The sequence below is a fragment of the Microcoleus sp. w1-18aA5 genome (genome assembly GCF_036701705.1).
Classification (GTDB): domain Bacteria; phylum Cyanobacteriota; class Cyanobacteriia; order Cyanobacteriales; family Microcoleaceae; genus Microcoleus.
The window spans coordinates 82,878-99,791 of record NZ_JAUPTE010000003.1; the positions used below are offsets into that span (position 1 = coordinate 82,878).

The window sequence follows — 16,914 nt, forward strand, 5'->3', positions numbered from 1 at the left end:
CTATTCTCTTCCTCTCTCCTTCAAATCTCTTGAAGATCAACTCAAGTCTCTTTTCGATAACTTCTGCCATGCCCTCTACAAAATTTTATATTAAAAAAAATGCAGTCATTGTAGGGGCGGATTCACCATAATCTCAGGCTAAAACAAACAATCTCAAAAACCCGCCCCCACCAACGGTAAATACTATTAATTAGCTGTGACGCATGGGAATTTCTATGTAAATTTTAGTACCTTTACCGGGTTCCGAAAAACACCTTAACTCTCCTTTGTGTTGCTCTACAATTATCTGATAGCTGAGAGCAAGTCCCGAGTAGATGGGTGGTTCCGTAGGTTGGGCAACCAAAAATGCCTCAGAAAGTTGCGCTGTGATATCTTTGCTAATTGCCATGTCGTTATCCGCAATCTCAATAGAAATTCGCTCAGCATCGACCACCTGAGTGCTAATCAAAATCACAGGCTTAAATTTGATTGATTCCAACTCCTCTAACTCTTGAGCCGACTCTTCCAAAACATCGATCGCGTGATTGATGATATTCAGAAAAGCTTGATTGAGCAGCCCTGCATAACACTCAATCTGTGGCAAATTGCCGAATTGTTTGATCACCTTGATATCTCGCCTTCCCTCGCGAGCCGGCAAGCGGTGCTGCAACAACAACAGAGTATTTTCTAAACCGTCGGAAACATCAAATAACTGCCAGCCTGATCGATCGCTGCGGGAAAAATCCTGTAGCGACAAAATTATTTGGCGTATGCGATCGCTCCCGGTACGCATGGAACTCACAATTTTTAATAAATCGTCGAGTACGAAGTCCACATCCATATCTTGTTGTTTTTGCAGAATTTCTGCTCCGGGATTGACTAGCTCTTTTTGATACAATCGCAGCAGTTCTATTAAATCGGTCGCGTAGCTTTGGACGTGAGTTAGATTGCTGTAAATAAAAGTAATTGGGTTGTTAATTTCGTGGGCTATCCCAGACACCAATTCGCCCAAACTAGACATTTTTTCATTTTGCAGCATTCGATCGCGCGACAGTTGCAATTCTTGCTGGGTTAACTCCAACCGCGCCCTCAACTCGCGCGATCGCTTAGACGCGCGCACCCGCGCCAATAATTCCTGCTTAACTATCGGTTTAAACAGAAAATCATCAAAGGGCGCATCCAATTCTTGAATTTCATCAAATTGCTCCGGTGTTGTCAGCAGAATAAAATAGGCTGTCGCCAATTCTCGTGAAGCGAAGCTATCCCGTAGGGAATCGGCTTTCACCAGCCGGCACACCTCCAAAAAGTTGATTTGAGGCGAAGCCCCGTCGCAAATTATCGCATCGGGGGACAATTCCCTTGCCAAGTCTAAACCCTCCTTGTCGTCGGGAACGACTCTCACCTGATGTCCCTCTTGGCTGAGTAACTCTTGCACAACTTGAAAAGTCACAGTATCCGCGATGATCGCCAGAATCTTTGCCATACTTCTACCACCTCCACAAATTACTTTTTAGGATACAACCGCCAGAATTGTGCTGACAGATTTAAAATTCCAAAATAGTTCAATTCCCTCAAAAAACAGTCCATCCCCGCTGCCTCAAAACAAAAAATAGCTCATACCATTTGAGATTTTATATTTTAGAGTAAAAAATTGGGAATGACTTACTGTATAATAGTTGGGAGCTTGCCTAAAGTTGCAAATTTTTTGGGGACTGCTATCACGAGAAGGTATAATTTTAGACGGGTAATGCAAAAATGCAAATTTTCTCCTTCGTAATTAATGTTACATCAGAGCTTGCGGTCGAAAGACTGCTGAGGGCGATCGCAAATACTTTCTCAAATTGCGCCAGGAAACAATAAAAAACTTTAAAATCAATTAATAGTATCGTCAAATTCACCTTCTCGGTCAGCGCCTGAGAATGCCAATTACCAACACCACCTCAACTTTGATTCAAGCCGAAACACTAGAACTATTAGAATGGCCGCGCCTGTGTCAGCACTTGGCTACCTTCGCGGCCACCAAACTCGGCGTCGCCGCCGCCCTCGACCTCGAAATCCCGGCAACTCAAGCTCAAACAGCAGAACTCCTAGCCCAAACTCAGGAAGCTTATCAGTTAGAGAGCCGCGCTGGCGGTGCTTTGAGTTTTGAAGGAATCCAAGACATCGGCACTTCCCTGCAGCGAGCCGAACTCCAAGGTTTGCTCAGCGGCGAAGAATTGCTGGCAATTGCTACTACCCTCGCCGGAGCAAGGCAATTGCGCCGGATAATTGACTCTCAGGCAGATGTGCCGACGCTCAAAGAACTGGCAGCCCAATTGCGGACTTATCCCGAACTAGAGCAAGAAATCCATCGCTGTATAGACGATCGCGCTCAAGTAGCAGACAGAGCCACTCCTAAATTAGCAGGAATTAGAGTTCAAATGCGACAGTTGCGCGATCGCATTTATCAAATATTGCAGGGGATTTTGCAGCGCCAATCCAACGCCGTACAAGAACAGCTAATTACCCAAAGAAGCGGACGCTTTGTCATTCCCGTCAAAGCTCCCCAAAAAGATGCCATACCGGGCATCGTTCATGACTCCTCTGCCAGCGGCGCGACACTGTACGTAGAACCCCACAGCACAGTCAATCTTAACAACCAAATGCGGCAATTTCTCCGGCAAGAACAAGCCGAAGAAGAAGCAGTCCGCCGCGCCCTCACCGAGCAAGTCGCAGCAGTCAAACCAGATTTAGACAGATTGGTGGTTGTAGTTACAACTTTAGATTTAGCGGCCGCTAAAGCGCGTTATAGTTACTGGTTGCAAGCAAATCCGCCGAAATTTATCGAATTGGGAGAGCCAGAATTAGCACCAAAAAATCCCGAAAGAGAAGATGAGGAAAAAGAGGAAAAAGAAGATGAGGAAAACTCAGAAAACAGTCAATTATTAATTCGCAACCTGCGATCGCAAATTACCCTGCGCCAGTTGCGCCATCCTTTATTAGTTTGGCAGCAACAGCACGAGCAAGGCTTTCCAGTCGTGCCGGTCGATTTAACGATCGGGCCGCACATCCGCGTCGTCGCCATCACCGGCCCCAATACTGGCGGCAAAACTGTCACCCTCAAAACCTTGGGATTGGCAGCTTTAATGGCGAAAGCAGGAATGTTTGTTGCCGCCCGCGAACCCGTAGAATTGCCTTGGTTCGACAATATTTTGGCCGATATTGGTGACGAACAATCTTTGCAGCAAAGTTTGTCAACTTTCTCCGGTCATATCCGCCGCATCAGCCGCATTTTAGAAGTTTTAGGCAATAAATCGCAGGCTGAAGTGGAAGAAAATTCAAACATTCCAATTACTAATTCCCAACAGCAAGACCAAGAAGTCACAGATACACAGAACACTGTTTCTGCTCTCCCAATTCTCAAACCTAAATTACAAATTCCCCTACCCCAAATCCCAATTACCAATTCCCAATTACCAATTCCCAAATCTTTAGTTTTGTTAGACGAAGTAGGAGCAGGGACAGATCCCTCAGAAGGCAGTGCATTGGCGATCGCCCTGTTGCAATACCTCGCCCAACATTCCCTATTAACAGTTGCAACTACCCACTTTGGCGAACTCAAAGCCCTCAAATATCAAGACTCCCGCTTTGAAAATGCCTCAGTAGAATTTGACGACAATTCCATGCAGCCAACCTATCGCTTGCTGTGGGGAATTCCCGGACGTTCCAACGCCCTCACCATTGCCAAAAGACTCGGTTTGTTAGCATCCATAGTCGAAGAAGCTCAAACCTATGTCGGGGGAGCGTCTCAAGATGTCAATCAAGTGATTGCTGGACTCGAAGCACAGCGCCGGAAACAGGAAACCAAGGCCAGAGAAGCAACTCAACTGCTACACCAAACCGAAAAACTGCACAGAGAAGTTTCTCAAAAAGCAGCCGCTTTGCAAGAGCGGGAGCGAGAACTAAAAATAGCTCAGGAAGTGGCAGTAAATGAGGCGATCGGGTCGGCAAAATCAGAAATTGCTCAAATCATTCGTCGCTTGCAGTCGGGCAACCAGACGGCTCAAAATGCCCAACAAGCGACAGAAACGTTAAATCAAATTTCCCAAAAACACCTGCCCTCTCGCCAACAACCGGCTAAACCCAAACCGAGTTTTATGCCGAAAGTGGGCGATCGCATCCGCATTCCCAGCTTGGGCCAAACCGCCGAAGTCCTCAGCGGCCCCGACGCTAACGAAGAGTTGAGCGTTCGGTTTGGGATTATGAAAATGACTGTCAAACTAGGAGAAATTGAATCCCTCGACGGTCAAAAACCGGAAACTAAAGCTCAATTAGCCAAGGCGGCCGCCCAAGCACAAGCACTCGCTACGGCTAAAGCTAAGCAAGCAGCGGCGGAACCTGCAAAACCCAATCCCGAAATTGCCATTCGCACTGCTAATAATTCGATCGACCTACGGGGTGCGAGAGTCTCAGACGCAGAAATCGAAATAGACAGAGCTCTTTCCAAGGCCGTGGAATACGGAGTCCTGTGGATAATTCACGGCAAAGGTACGGGACAGTTGCGGCGAGGCGTTCACGAGTTCCTCGCGACTCATCCGCAGGTTTCCCGCTTTGAGTTGGCTAGTCAAAAAGAAGGAGGTGCAGGTGTGACGGTGGTTTATTTGAAATAATCAAAATTTACGCATTTCCGGTTGACTCGTAATTATAGCAATCCTCGCATCATTGGTGAATTTCTTACTCCCTCCCCTTGGTAAGGGGAGGGTTGGGGTGGGGTAAAAAAATTACGAGTCATTTAGGATTGCTATATATATAGTTGTATGCCGCAAAACAAGTCGCAAGGAACATATCATACTGATGCAACCGGAATGGATACTATACTGCAAATGTGGAATAATTAAGAGTTGCTTTCCCACTTTAGTAACTGCCTGACTAATGAAAAAAACTCCCTCAAATGAAGTTTTGGTTGGCGACTGTCGTGAAGTGATGAAGACATTGCCAGAAAATTATATTTCTGCCTGTATCACTGACCCACCTTATAATTATGAATTTATTGGTCATAAATGGGATGACTCAGAAATTCAAAGGCGTATTGAAAGAGTCAATGGCAAGGGAAATAAAACCCTGGTTAAAAACATTCCCTATGGCAGTGGTTTAGCAGGTGGAGTCAGAAACCAAAAATGGTATCAAAGGAATCGCAACAACACTCTGGATTATGAAAAGTGGTGCTTTGAGTGGGGTGAGCAGCTTTTTCGGATCTGCAAACCGGGTGCGACAGTTTTAGTTTTCAACAGCACACGAACGGTTGCTCACGTACAAGTAGCACTTGAAAGTGCTGGTTTCTATGCGAGAGATATTCTTGTTTATAAAAGATCGAGTGGTATTCCTAAAGGTGTCAATATCAAACAACAGTTAGAGAAAAAAGGATATGAAAATTCTGAACAATGGGATGGTTGGCACAGTTGTCTGAGGAACGAATGGGAAGCAATCTGCGTACTTCAAAAACCACTGGTCAATAATTACTTGGAAACTCTACAGGAGTATGGTACTGGTCTATTTTATACTAAAGATCAGTTCGGTGGTTTTCAGTCAAATATTTTAGAAGGTATACAGCGTGAGAAAACCGAGGAGTTTAACGTCCATTGCACCGTTAAACCAATCGCTCTCATGAGAAAGCTGGTCGAAATATTTGTACCGCGTTTGGAAAATTCTATTCTAATCGATCCTTTCGCAGGATCGGGAACCACCTTGCTGGCGGCGCAAGAATTTGGCATTAGGTATGTTGGCATTGAAATAGTACCTGACTACATAGAGATTATCAACAAGCGCCTTAATAGTTTCAGCGGTATACAGGGAATTCTCCCACTTTTTCAATAAGAAATGACTTTAAATCAAACCCGCTTATTGTTTTTATGAACTCAAACGAATCGTCGCCTGTGTAAACTTTCCAAGTCCCTACTTGGCACGCTGTAATAGCTGCGGGTAAATTATCTTTTCTAAGAATCAAAAATACGGGTTCGTAATTATAAGTACGAAGCAGTTGGCCATAAGATTTGAACTTTTTCAGCGTTCCAGAGTCTCCTGAGCCAATACGATATTTTGTATCTATTGCGTACCCATCAACAATCAGATCGCACGGCTCATCGCTTCCAACTTTAAATGCTGGCTGAAAGCTACTGCAATATGTTTTACACGTTTCAGTAACTAACAATTGCCAACACATACCTAACTCACGTCCCCAATATTGCCTATTTTCTTTTTTTATTATTGGAGAAATACCAAACACATCCATTAAGATATCGTGTTCTTCATTCTCTTCTGCATAAATTTTTTCGGTAAATGACTTTTGGTATCTTGCTAAAATTTGCTCTAGTCTTCTTTCAGTCATCATCAATTACCAGATCGGCTAGACTAACGGATAATGCCTTGGCTATTTTGCTGGCATTAAGCAGCGTTATATTCCTTTCACCTCGTTCAACTGAACCAATATAGGTGCGATGTAATTCCGATAGTTCTGCAAGCTGATCTTGGGAAAGATTTCTGAGCTTTCTGAAATGTCTAACTTTTTTACCAAATTGCTCCGTAATATCCATAGATGGCGCCAGATGAAGCAATGATAACTATAATCTGACAGACTATAAGTAGCGACAGACTATAAGTAGCATTCGAGAGCGCTAGGATCTTTGCATTGATATAAGTCCCGATAGTTTCAAAGCACTGATTTGATTTCGGTCACTCTGCGGGGTAGGATGGTTAGAAGTAAAAATCTCTAGGTTTTGCGGATTGTGATCGATCGAACTTGAAACCGCAACTTTTAACCCGCAACTCCGTCCAGCAGTTAGGATTGCCGGAATCAAAGCAACGAGCTATGGAGACAAATTAACAGATGTGCTGTTGCCCACAGGCCACAAAGCTTTAATCACTGCATACTGTTTGATATCCTGCCTCAACCAGTCTTAATTTCCCGTGCTGAAGCCATGCGCTCGACCGTAAAGTCCTCCGCTCCCACAAACGAAACGGGCCAATCTCCCAACTGGGCAGAATTGACCCAAAAAGCACCAGAACCTACCCAGTTGGACAACATTAAAGCCCAACTGGATTTAGTGCTGTTAGCACTAGAAGCACTGGCAGAAATTGGCTCAGAGGCGATGCTCAAGGTAGCAGCCGAACTGAATTTAGAGCCAATGGTAGCCGATCGGGTAGCTTTGTGGCGGCTGCGACAGTCTAACCCGCTGCGGAAAGGCCAGGGAGGGCGCAAAAAACTAGATGTGGAGGAAGCTCGATCGCTCGTTTTGATAAGCTGTCATTTGGCAAAACAGCACCAAGCTTTAATCCGCCGCGCTGTTGCTTTGCTCGAACAAATGGCAGAGCAAAACCGCGAACCTCACACCATCGCTTTGCTGGGAGATTATATTGACAGGTTCAGCAACACTTATGGCTCGCGCATGGAAGATGCAGAAAATTTGTCGGCCCGAGAGTTGACTGATTTGGCCCTCAAACTCCTGATCGATTTGCTATTTTACAGCAGTCCCGGCGGCCACCGCCGCCTCTGGCTGGCTCTTCTAGACCGCGCTAAAAATTAAACAACAGCCAACAGTCAACAGTCAACAGCCAACAGTCAACACTCAACCGTCAACAGACTTCCTGCTATGGTTCTCAAACGGTTCACGCCCCCCACTTGCACGCTGGAAATTACAGCCAAAAGTTCGCCTCTATCTCGCTGGGCGGGCCAACCGGTGTTTAAATCTTTAAGTTTCGAGCTGCGACTCGACGACCCCAGGTTGCCAGATACCGAACACGTTACTCTCAGGGGCGATCGAATTCAACTCGAAACCCTCCACGAAGCTGTCAGCAACTACGTCCAAAACTTGCTCGGCGAATCCCGCGATTGGGAAAGCAACCTCAACTCTCAAACCGCTCGTACCGCAGCAGGCCCAGACTCGCCATCCGCCGTGGGTAACGCCCTCATATTCGATCGAGCCGCCAACACTTCCGAAATAGCAACCTCCAACCCCTACTCTCTCCCAACCTCCTACCTTCCGGTTCCCCCCCGCTTAGAACCCCGCGGCTTGCTCGCCCACAACTTGTTTTTAGGCTCTTTGAGCGCCGCTGAATCCGGGCCAGTAGTTCCCTTGAGCACCCTGCAACTGTTTGACTTGGCCACAGCACTAGATGACTGCGCCGCCGAAGTGATGGCGCTTCCCAACCTCAACCGCGAGCCCCGACGGCCGGTGTCCTCACCCTGGCTCAAGGTGGCAGCATTGCTGGTCGCCAGCGCGGGCCTGACGACAGGAATTATCAAAATGCTCGATCGAACCGCCACCTCCCCGCAAACCGCAACAGCCCCCGATCTAGGACAGCCCCAGCTAGCTCCAGGCGTCTCCCCCAGTCCCCTTCCCGCCCAACCGACACCCCCAGCACCAACACCCGCCGCCACACCCGCTTTACCGCCCCTGCCACCCCCGCCCATCAACACCGCCGCCTCCCCCAGCCCCAGCTTGCCCCCCATCGCCCTCGCCCCAAATCCCCCCAGCAACAGACCCAGCCCCATCCAGCAGCCACCCCTGCTATTTCCCGCCAACGGCAGTGCAGCCAGCGCCCCACAGAGCGCCCCAGCATTCCCTCAAGGGCAAACAATCACTATTCCCGCCCCCGAAGAACCGCCCATTTCCACCCCCCAAGCACCCGCACCAGTACCCTACGTGCTGCCCCCCCTACCGCCGAGACTAGCTCCCGCCGTACCGCCCCCCCTGCCGCCCTCCCTGTCTGCTTCCCGATTTCCCGTTCCCCCGCCCCAAACCTTCCCCAGCCCCATCGAGCCGATTGTCCCCCCCGCCAGTACCGAACTCCCAGCCCTTGAGGATGCTCAACCAACCACCGAGTCTGAGGATAACAACGAGGTGGCTGCCAGCAAAAAAAACCGCACTTTATTTGATACAATTCCTCAAGTTTCCGAAGCTAGAACTTACTTTGAGGAACGCTGGAAGCCTCCTGAAGGAATGGAACAAACTTTGGAATACAGCGTGCTGATCGATGAAAATGGGTCAGTTCAAAGTATTATGCCGATGGGAAAAGCAGCAGCAGATTATATCGAGAAAGCTAATATGCCCTTAGCTGGCGAGCCGTTTGTTTCTGCGGTTTCTAATGGAAAAAACCCGAAAATTAGAGTTGTTTTGCGACCGAACGGTAGAGTACAAACCTTTTTGGAAGAGAGTGATTAAACGCTCTCAAACACATTATCCAGATGGGAAATCCCGGTTAATTGCTAATCTTAAACAAGTTCAAAAAAAATCAAATTTTAACTGTGCTAGCAGCAGCCAGCCTATTGACAGTTGCTCCAGTTTGTCCTACCCATATCTCTTGACCCGTGCGGGCAGAGTCACCAGTAAAAAAATTTGCTGACACTCGTCAACTGATGTGCATTGCACACCCTACAAACTTCCTTTTTCCTTCTTCCTGACATCCGTTACATCCGTCGAGCGAATCCGTTGCCGAACTTCCTTCTTTCTTCTATCCTTTACATCCGTTACATCCGTTACATCCGTTACAAAATCCGTTGCCGAACTTCCTTCTTCCTTCTATCCGTTACATCCGTTACAAAATCCGTTGCCGAACTTCCTTCTCTATCATCAATGCCCTTTTTTTCTATCCCAAACTTCTCCAATCCAATAAAAAACTGCAATCCCGCAAAAACTATATAAAAAATCTTCAATACTAGCACTGCGATTTGGTAACATTGCTTGCAGCATTTCTTCCGCAGCAGTGAACATAGTAAAAATTGCGGGTCCGAAAGGAATTGAATAATTAAACAAATTCATCTTTTTTTTGCCAGTTGCTCTATGGCACAAAAAAGATGCTATTCCGTACAAAATAAAGTGACCTAGTTTGTCATAAGGCGGATGAGCGAGAGGAAAGTTGACTAATTTCCCCGTACCTGCTAAAAGCATGATACTGAGAAGAATTAAAACGTACACAAAGCAAGCAATTACCCAGAATCTTTTTGAGAAGTTCATCTTGTTTTTTGCCAATACCGACTAGACACCAGCCAAGTTCGCGCCACGCGAAACTAATATCAAATTTGGTTAATTACGCATTGTCTTTGTAGCCGTCTACCTACCCGTAGCAGCCGCTAAAATTTAATTTGTTTTCACTGTCAAAACTTGGGGAGGCGACGCATCGGGCGGATAAATAAAATCTACTTGTACAAGTCGCTTTTCTCCCGATTGCATCTCTAATTTTACCAAAGGTTCCCCCTGCTGTCCCCGCCGCTGGACTAAATGCACGTAGCGAGTTTGAGGTACTTTATTGTCATCAGTATAACGCACTCTAACCGTCCCCCTAAAAAAAGTTTGAGGTGCCGGAGGTTCTAAAAAACTCAGTCCTCCTGAAGTTAATTTGTCTGTCTTAATTGGAGTTTGAATTGCGACAGTTACAGTTTGATTGTTGCTGGTAGAATTGTATAGCGGCAAGCTGAGACTGTATTGAATTCCGTAATTGCCGTGGGCGCGGTATGCTGTATCTGGGTAGCGGACTAGCATCTTCGCACTTTGCACTTGATTTGTGCCCAGCATTCCGCGCGGGAGGCTGCTTAATGGGTAGGAAAATGCTGTTCCGGGTTGGGGAATTGCTAGGTTTGATGTGGCGGGGTTGTCTGAGAGAAGTGCTCGCCATTCTGAACCTAATGCTATACCGGCAACTCGGCCGTAAATTATTTGACCTTCGGTGATTTCGGGCCGTGTGGGAGCTCGATCGCGCGGCCCGGCTATATTACCATTGTCTAATAAGTTTTGCCATTCTGCTAAGTTGGGCGATCGCTCGTTTCCCTGTCCGTTTCCCTCTGGGTCAAGTCGGGCAAACATGGCCAGACTGGCAACATAGACTATACCATCGCTCCGTAACCGCATCAAGGTCGATCGACCGTTTAGCGGAGGTACCAATCCCCGCACCGGTATCGGATGATTCATCAACAATTGGCTTTTTCCCGGTGGAATAATTAATACCGGCTCAAAGTCAGACTGTCTCCTTCCTCTGAGAATATCATTCACAGCGCGGCTTCCCGGCCCCGCGTAAATATTGCTGTTTGAATTATCGACTTGCGGCGGCAATTCAATAAAAGGTGCATCGGGTTGACTGAGATAACTCGCAGCTTGCAATATATCTAATTTTACTGGTTTATTGCCCGGATTGTAAACAATTACTCCTTGATACAAGGTTCGCAAATCTTCCGGCGAAGGTGCGCGGGCTATGTGGTGGGCAAATATGTCGAAACGTCCTTGAAACGGAAAGTTTAAATGTGCGGCTGGAAATCTTTTACCATCTGGGGGAAATGTCGAAAGTAAAATTCCTTCTTGCAGCACTAATTCGGGACTGTTACTGTTAAATACTGGTATGTTGTCTAACTGTCCGGGGAGAGGTCGCACTTCTTGGATTTGAACTATTTCTTGAGGTGCGGGAGGGGTTTGGGCTAAGGGAATAATTGATAGAATTGGCAACATTTTTTGATGTTTTGATTTAGTCTTAGATTTATAGGAAACCGCAGATTAACGCAGATTAACGCAGATGTCTTTCAAGATGGTTTGCGACTTTTGCAGTTTGTTTTTTACCGCGCCCACTGTTGTAATATGTAATTGTAAAATTTGGCGGTGTCTACTTTATCCATTGCTTGAATTTTCCGCCCTCCCGTTTTAACTTTTGTGCGTCCTTGGCTGATGCCTTCTGTAACTATTTCGGTTTCCCATTCTCGCAGTTGGTAAAATTCGGGATGCGCTAAATAAGCAGTTGCCAAAATGTCCCAAAAATAGTAATCTTGAGATATTGCTAGGGCATAACACTGTCCTGCTAAGTCGGAAATGGGATATTTGCGCTGTTTTGCTAAGAGATTGGAAAATTCGACTGTCAGCGGTACATTATTCGTGATATCTAAAGGACACATGACAACGGGAATTTGGGTTTGCCAAATTCTCTCGATTGCTATCGGGTCCCAGTAAGCATTCCATTCCGCCGACATATCTTGTCCGGGTTCCATATCTTTGCTAACATTGCCGATAACATTGAGGGCGCCTCCCATCCAGACAATTTCTTGAATTTTGTTTTCAATTTCTGGTGCGATATCTAAAGCTTGCGCTACTGTTGTTAACGGCCCTGTTACCATTAATGTGACTGGTGCGGCTGCATCTTGCAAAACTCGCACCATAAAGTTTTGTCCGGGTTCTGATATTAACGGCGTGTCAATGGTTCCTTTTTCATTTAGAATGGGAAGTCGATCGACTGCAAAGGAATCTCGCCGAAATAACACCGGAAATGGGTTGAGTCCCCGCACCGTACTCGCCGCCACTGGAACTTCTGAACGCCCCATCAAATCAAGGATTTTGCGCGTTGCACTCACGGCCGGTTGAATGTAGCAGTCCGCAGGAGTTACAATTACTCCCAGAGTTTCGACTTCCTCCATTGTCATCAGCAACACGACTGAGAGATAGTCGTCAACTGCACCGTCGTGATCCATTAATACGAGTTTTTTGGACATTTTGCTTCCCCGGTGACTGAATTAGTGTAAAGTACAAATATTAATTTTTTTGTGCGAAAAACACAACTGCCTCAACTATATGAATACAGTATCACCTTACGGCTCTTGGAAATCACCTATTTCTTCCGATTTAATTGTTTCTGGAACTGTCGGGCTCGGACAAATTGCTATTGACGGCGATGATATTTACTGGGTTGAGGGAAGACCTTCGGAAGCGGGAAGAAGCGTCCTCGTGCGGCGCACTCCTGATGGTAAAATCAGCGACGTGACACCGCATCCTTTTAATGTTCGCACTCGCGTTAACGAATACGGCGGCGCTGCTTTTGCAGTTGCTGGCGGTGTTGTCTATTTTTCTCATTTTGCCGACCAACGTATTTATGTTCAAACATTAAATTCTCAACCCAAACCTCTGACTCCTGCTGCTAATTGTCGCTATGCAGATGCGATAGTTGACAAGCAAAGAAATCGCCTGATTTGCGTGCGCGAAGACCACGCAGGTGAGGGCGAACCTGTCAATACTATTGTTAGCATTAATTTAGATAACGGCGAAGATATTCAAATCTTAACTCAGGGCAATGATTTTTATGCTTCCCCTCGTTTAAGTCCAGACGGTTCTCAACTTTTCTGGATTTGTTGGAACCATCCAAATATGCCGTGGGATGGCACAGAATTGTGGGTAGCAGAAATTAATACTGACGGTTGTTTAGGTGAAAAATACTTGGTTGCTGGCGGGGTTGATGAGTCGATTTTTCAACCGGAATGGTCGCCCGATGGAGTTTTGTATTTTGTTTCTGACAAGTCTAACTGGTGGAACTTCTATAGAACCGTCAATCCCCGCTTGCCGAGGGAACAGCAAGATGTTGAACCTCTGTGCGAAATGGCGGCTGAATTCGGACTTCCTCAGTGGGTTTTTGGAATGTCTACTTATGCCGTTGTCTCGGAAAGCAAAATTATTTGCACCTACACTCAGCAAGGCCTGTGGTATTTAGCGAGTCTTGATTTAACGACTAAGCAGTTGACAACTATTGAGACGCCTTACACTGATATTTCGTCGGTCAAAGCGCGGGGAGAAACAGTTGTTTTTCTGGCAAGTTCGCCGACTGAATCTACTGCTATTGTAGAATTAAATTTTGCAAAAAGCAAACTAGAAATATTGCGCCAATCGAGCAATTTAAGCATCAGTCCCGGTTATCTTTCTGTACCGGAACCGATTGAATTTCCCACGGAAAATAATTTGACTGCTTTCGGTTTCTTTTATCCCCCGAAAAATCAAGATTTTGCAGCACCTGCGGGTGAAAAACCGCCGCTTGTCGTCAAAAGTCACGGCGGCCCAACTGCTGCTACTTCTAGCAGCATGAATTTGAAAATTCAATATTGGACGAGTCGCGGTTTTGCCGTGCTCGATGTTAATTACGGCGGGAGCACTGGTTACGGCCGAGAATACAGAAAAAGACTGCAAGATAGTTGGGGAATTGTCGATGTTGACGACTGCGCTAACGGTGCTAAATATTTAGCTCAAAATGGTTTAGTTGATGGCGAAAGAATGGCGATCGCCGGAGGCAGCGCAGGGGGGTACACTACTCTGTGCGCTCTTATTTTCCGCGATGTGTTTAAGGCCGGTGCGAGCTATTATGGAGTTAGCGATTTGGAAGCTTTGGCAACGGATACTCACAAATTTGAAGCGCGCTATCTGGATGGATTAATCGGGCCTTATCCTGAAAGAAAAGATTTGTATGTACATCGTTCGCCCATTCATTCCGCCGAACGTTTATCTTGTCCCGTTATCTTCTTTCAAGGATTAGAAGATAAAGTGGTTCCGCCTAATCAAGCAGAAATGATGGTAGAGATATTGAAAGCTAAAGGTTTGCCGGTTGCTTATGTTGCTTATGAAGGGGAACAGCACGGTTTTCGCCGCGCTGAAAATATTAAAAGAACTCTTGACGGCGAATTCTATTTCTATTCGCGGGTGTTTAAGTTTGAGTTAGCTGAACCTGTGGAGAAAGTGATGATTTTCAATCTATAGAAAACATTAGTTTGCAGTTGCTCGGTTTTTCCTAAAACGCACCTGCAAGCTATATCATAATTCACAAATTTTTACTGTGATTTTGTTCACAAATTTTGCTGTTTACTATCACATCTTGAAAGGCAATACAGCTTAAAATTTTATAGTGCGATCGCCTTTTGTTGCAGCAGAAACGCCCGATCGCGCGATTGTCGAGTAGAGAGTCAATTACTATGCAAACTCCTGTCCACCTGATTCCATCTGCTTTGGGCGAGCTGTTTGCCGAAGTGAATCAAAATGGCTACATTACTCTAGCCGATAGGTACGGTTTGATGGCTGCTATTTTTGACGAAAATTTGACTGAGGAAGACAAACGCTCGATCGATCGGCTGCTGCGTTCTGTGTGTCGGGGAAGGATAAAATTAGTTAACGAACTGTCTATGATCAGATAAGTGCCGATAATTTTCCTTGACGATAATTTTTAAAGTCTCCACAATCAAAAAAAGTCCTAATTCTCTCATAATTAGGACTTCGAGCGAGGAAACCATTTTTAATTTTGATCGATATAGAATTTACGCAAAAAAAGGTTGGGCGCGCGAATTATAGTCGTAGGGTGCAGCGCACCTTACATAATTAGATTCTGGCCCAACGAGTGAACAAGTTTAACGTGCAGGTATAGTTGTCGCCAACTGTAACTTGCTCAAACTTTCTTCAGGCTGAACATCCATGTGATAGCTGAGTGCCGAAGGAATCCCGAGTACGCAGCACGGAAAATTATTGCCTAGTTCCCTAACCAGCCGATGGTTGCCAGAACCACAGCCCAAAAACAGTAAATTTGCTGATTCTAATTCAACCACATTTCTCAGTTCTGTAGCAACCCGCCCGATGCGTAAATGAGCTTTGAATAAACCGCGCCATTCCTCAGCCAAACAGCGCGCTTGCCACAGCAACTTATCTGCTACCTCGTACTCATTATTTTGACCATAAATTGCTTGGAAATAATACGGATCAATCCAAGTGTTTTGCTCGGATAGCGATGTGATTTCGGTTGGTAAAGCGAGTGCAGGTGCTGCACAATCAAGGGCGAATGTTCCCTCTAAATCAGACACTTTCGGCTGTGCTGCCAAGGCATTTTCTACAGCAAGTTTGCAACTATCTTCGCGGTAACTTTTTTGCGATTCGTCGATCACGTAGACAACTTGAACAGTGACTTCTTTAGTGGTTACTAAACGAGTTTGATGCGCCATCCAAAGGGTAATGTCCAGAGCTGTTTGACTTTTGGGAGAACTATTGTAACCGACAATAAAATTGATACTTTTTGCCTGTTTTGTAACTTTGGATTTCTTAGAACCTTGCACTTGTGGCTCCGGCAGCAACACCATTTCTTCTGCTAAGTTGTGGTATCCCAATGCACTTTCAAAACGCGCTAACATTGTTTTGAGATTCACAGGCTTGACCTCTATTAAGTGAATTGTTTTGTCGGTTCGTCGGGCGTTATTCGTCTTGGGTAAAGTAGCGATCGAGAAAATTCAAAGCATAGTTGCGGAGTTCGTAATACTCCTGGGATTCCCGCAACTCTTGGCGATCGCGCGGGCGCGCAAACGGCACTGACAAAATTTCACCTATCGTCGCAGCCGGGCCGTTTGTCATCAGCACAATGCGATCGGACATATAGATAGCTTCATCCACATCGTGAGTAATCATCATTGCAGCTTGTCTATGATTTTCCCAGATGTCCAGCACCTGTTTCTGCAACTTGCCGCGAGTCAGAGCATCCAGGGCTCCAAACGGTTCGTCCATTAATAACATTTTCGGTCGAATCGCCAAAGCTCGCGCAATCCCAACCCGCTGTTTCATGCCCCCTGAAATTTCGTCTGGATATTTATCGGCTGCTGCCGTTAAGTTTACCATTGCTAGATGTTCGTTGACAAGACTAATCTTATCGGGACGGCTAAGACTTTGCAAAACTTCATCAACTGCCAGCCGAATATTTTCCCGCACCGTCAGCCAAGGCAGCAATCCGTAGTGCTGAAATACCATCATGCGATCGGCTCCCGGTTTCCGAATTTCTTTTCCTTCCAGTGTCACCATTCCCCTGCTCTGTTTTTCCAAACCAGCAACTATTTTTAGCAGCGTTGATTTGCCACACCCAGAGTGACCGATTACCGAAATAAATTCGTTTTCTCTAATACTTAAATTGATATTTTCCAAAACGCTAAATTCGCTACCATCAGCATTTTTATAGGACTTGAACAAATTGTTAATTTCCAGAAATTCATAGGAGTTGGAACCTTGGCTATTGGTGTTGATTGAAGTAGCAGTATTTTGAGTCATCTGATGTACCTGGTAATTGGTAGTTGGTAATTGTATATATCGCTTGTAGCTGAGTCTCGATCCCCCTAAATCCCCCTTAATAAGGGGGACTTTGAATGCT

Annotated in this window: 14 protein-coding genes; 6 read left to right on the forward strand and 8 right to left on the reverse strand. The window is 45.9% G+C overall.

Annotation, left to right across the window (positions count from 1 at the left end; genetic code table 11):
• Nucleotides 1–190: 190 nt before the first annotated feature.
• Nucleotides 191–1,462 carry an ATP-binding protein gene (locus Q5691_RS02055; protein ID WP_333343821.1) on the reverse strand — a complete coding sequence of 424 codons (1,272 nt, stop codon included), beginning with the start codon at nucleotides 1,460–1,462 and terminating at the stop codon, nucleotides 191–193.
• Nucleotides 1,463–1,925: 463 nt separating this feature from the next.
• Between Q5691_RS02055 and Q5691_RS02060 the strand changes: the two genes are divergently transcribed.
• On the forward strand, nucleotides 1,926–4,628 hold the full coding sequence (locus tag Q5691_RS02060) for an endonuclease MutS2 (RefSeq protein WP_333343843.1): 2,703 nt from the start codon (nucleotides 1,926–1,928) through the stop codon (nucleotides 4,626–4,628).
• A gap of 262 nt (nucleotides 4,629–4,890) precedes the next feature.
• A complete protein-coding gene (locus Q5691_RS02065; RefSeq protein ID WP_333209307.1) occupies nucleotides 4,891–5,832 on the forward strand; it encodes a site-specific DNA-methyltransferase in 942 nt (313 codons plus the stop codon).
• Here the strand turns inward: Q5691_RS02065 and Q5691_RS02070 are convergent.
• Both Q5691_RS02070 and Q5691_RS02075 read right to left on the reverse strand, forming a co-directional pair.
• The gene (locus Q5691_RS02070; protein ID WP_333343822.1) at nucleotides 5,795–6,346 is read right to left on the reverse strand and encodes a hypothetical protein; all 552 of its coding nucleotides are present in this window, start codon (nucleotides 6,344–6,346) and stop codon (nucleotides 5,795–5,797) included. The genes Q5691_RS02065 and Q5691_RS02070 overlap by 38 nt on opposite strands.
• On the reverse strand, nucleotides 6,336–6,548 hold the full coding sequence (locus Q5691_RS02075; protein ID WP_242715747.1) for a helix-turn-helix domain-containing protein: 213 nt from the start codon (nucleotides 6,546–6,548) through the stop codon (nucleotides 6,336–6,338). Before Q5691_RS02075 ends, Q5691_RS02070 begins: the two co-directional genes overlap by 11 nt.
• 384 nt (nucleotides 6,549–6,932) lie before the next feature.
• Between Q5691_RS02075 and Q5691_RS02080 the strand changes: the two genes are divergently transcribed.
• The gene (locus Q5691_RS02080) at nucleotides 6,933–7,538 is read left to right on the forward strand and encodes a DUF3038 domain-containing protein (protein ID WP_333209311.1); all 606 of its coding nucleotides are present in this window, start codon (nucleotides 6,933–6,935) and stop codon (nucleotides 7,536–7,538) included.
• A gap of 66 nt (nucleotides 7,539–7,604) precedes the next feature.
• Nucleotides 7,605–9,176, forward strand: coding sequence for a DUF4335 domain-containing protein (locus tag Q5691_RS02085; protein WP_333343823.1), 1,572 nt, complete (start codon nucleotides 7,605–7,607; stop codon nucleotides 9,174–9,176).
• A gap of 408 nt (nucleotides 9,177–9,584) precedes the next feature.
• On the opposite strand, the gene Q5691_RS02090 is transcribed toward Q5691_RS02085, so the two are convergent.
• From Q5691_RS02090 to Q5691_RS02100, 3 genes are all read right to left on the reverse strand, one after another.
• Nucleotides 9,585–9,968 carry a VanZ family protein gene (locus tag Q5691_RS02090; protein ID WP_333213324.1) on the reverse strand — a complete coding sequence of 128 codons (384 nt, stop codon included), beginning with the start codon at nucleotides 9,966–9,968 and terminating at the stop codon, nucleotides 9,585–9,587.
• Between the two features lie 123 nt (nucleotides 9,969–10,091).
• A complete protein-coding gene (locus Q5691_RS02095; RefSeq protein WP_333343824.1) occupies nucleotides 10,092–11,450 on the reverse strand; it encodes a DUF3370 domain-containing protein in 1,359 nt (452 codons plus the stop codon).
• 104 nt (nucleotides 11,451–11,554) lie between these two features.
• Nucleotides 11,555–12,478 carry a nucleoside hydrolase gene (locus Q5691_RS02100; RefSeq protein WP_333213326.1) on the reverse strand — a complete coding sequence of 308 codons (924 nt, stop codon included), beginning with the start codon at nucleotides 12,476–12,478 and terminating at the stop codon, nucleotides 11,555–11,557.
• 79 nt (nucleotides 12,479–12,557) lie between these two features.
• On the opposite strand from Q5691_RS02100, the gene Q5691_RS02105 reads away from it, so the two are divergent.
• Nucleotides 12,558–14,501 carry a S9 family peptidase gene (locus tag Q5691_RS02105; protein ID WP_333343825.1) on the forward strand — a complete coding sequence of 648 codons (1,944 nt, stop codon included), beginning with the start codon at nucleotides 12,558–12,560 and terminating at the stop codon, nucleotides 14,499–14,501.
• 212 nt (nucleotides 14,502–14,713) lie between these two features.
• A complete protein-coding gene (locus Q5691_RS02110) occupies nucleotides 14,714–14,932 on the forward strand; it encodes a hypothetical protein (protein WP_006632461.1) in 219 nt (72 codons plus the stop codon).
• A 210-nt stretch (nucleotides 14,933–15,142) separates the two neighbouring features.
• Here the strand turns inward: Q5691_RS02110 and Q5691_RS02115 are convergent, their stop codons facing one another.
• Together Q5691_RS02115 and Q5691_RS02120 are read right to left on the reverse strand one after the other, a co-directional pair.
• Nucleotides 15,143–15,928: a universal stress protein gene (locus Q5691_RS02115; protein ID WP_333311602.1), complete on the reverse strand. Its 786-nt coding sequence runs from the start codon at nucleotides 15,926–15,928 to the stop codon at nucleotides 15,143–15,145.
• 46 nt (nucleotides 15,929–15,974) lie between these two features.
• Nucleotides 15,975–16,814 carry a nitrate ABC transporter ATP-binding protein gene (locus tag Q5691_RS02120; RefSeq protein WP_333311603.1) on the reverse strand — a complete coding sequence of 280 codons (840 nt, stop codon included), beginning with the start codon at nucleotides 16,812–16,814 and terminating at the stop codon, nucleotides 15,975–15,977.
• Nucleotides 16,815–16,914: the final 100 nt, after the last annotated feature.

What these genes read in the sequence shown, in the direction of transcription:
- Q5691_RS02085 (WP_333343823.1), top strand. Translation starts at nt 7,605, where the DNA reads ATGGTTCTCAAACGGTTCACGCCCCCCACTTGCACGCTGGAAATTACA.
- Q5691_RS02090 (WP_333213324.1), bottom strand. Translation starts at nt 9,968, where the DNA reads ATGAACTTCTCAAAAAGATTCTGGGTAATTGCTTGCTTTGTGTACGTT.
- Q5691_RS02110 (WP_006632461.1), top strand. Translation starts at nt 14,714, where the DNA reads ATGCAAACTCCTGTCCACCTGATTCCATCTGCTTTGGGCGAGCTGTTT.
- Q5691_RS02055 (WP_333343821.1), bottom strand. Translation starts at nt 1,462, where the DNA reads ATGGCAAAGATTCTGGCGATCATCGCGGATACTGTGACTTTTCAAGTT.
- Q5691_RS02095 (WP_333343824.1), bottom strand. Translation starts at nt 11,450, where the DNA reads ATGTTGCCAATTCTATCAATTATTCCCTTAGCCCAAACCCCTCCCGCA.
- Q5691_RS02065 (WP_333209307.1), top strand. Translation starts at nt 4,891, where the DNA reads ATGAAAAAAACTCCCTCAAATGAAGTTTTGGTTGGCGACTGTCGTGAA.
- Q5691_RS02070 (WP_333343822.1), bottom strand. Translation starts at nt 6,346, where the DNA reads ATGATGACTGAAAGAAGACTAGAGCAAATTTTAGCAAGATACCAAAAG.
- Q5691_RS02105 (WP_333343825.1), top strand. Translation starts at nt 12,558, where the DNA reads ATGAATACAGTATCACCTTACGGCTCTTGGAAATCACCTATTTCTTCC.
- Q5691_RS02075 (WP_242715747.1), bottom strand. Translation starts at nt 6,548, where the DNA reads ATGGATATTACGGAGCAATTTGGTAAAAAAGTTAGACATTTCAGAAAG.
- Q5691_RS02100 (WP_333213326.1), bottom strand. Translation starts at nt 12,478, where the DNA reads ATGTCCAAAAAACTCGTATTAATGGATCACGACGGTGCAGTTGACGAC.
- Q5691_RS02080 (WP_333209311.1), top strand. Translation starts at nt 6,933, where the DNA reads ATGCGCTCGACCGTAAAGTCCTCCGCTCCCACAAACGAAACGGGCCAA.
- Q5691_RS02120 (WP_333311603.1), bottom strand. Translation starts at nt 16,814, where the DNA reads ATGACTCAAAATACTGCTACTTCAATCAACACCAATAGCCAAGGTTCC.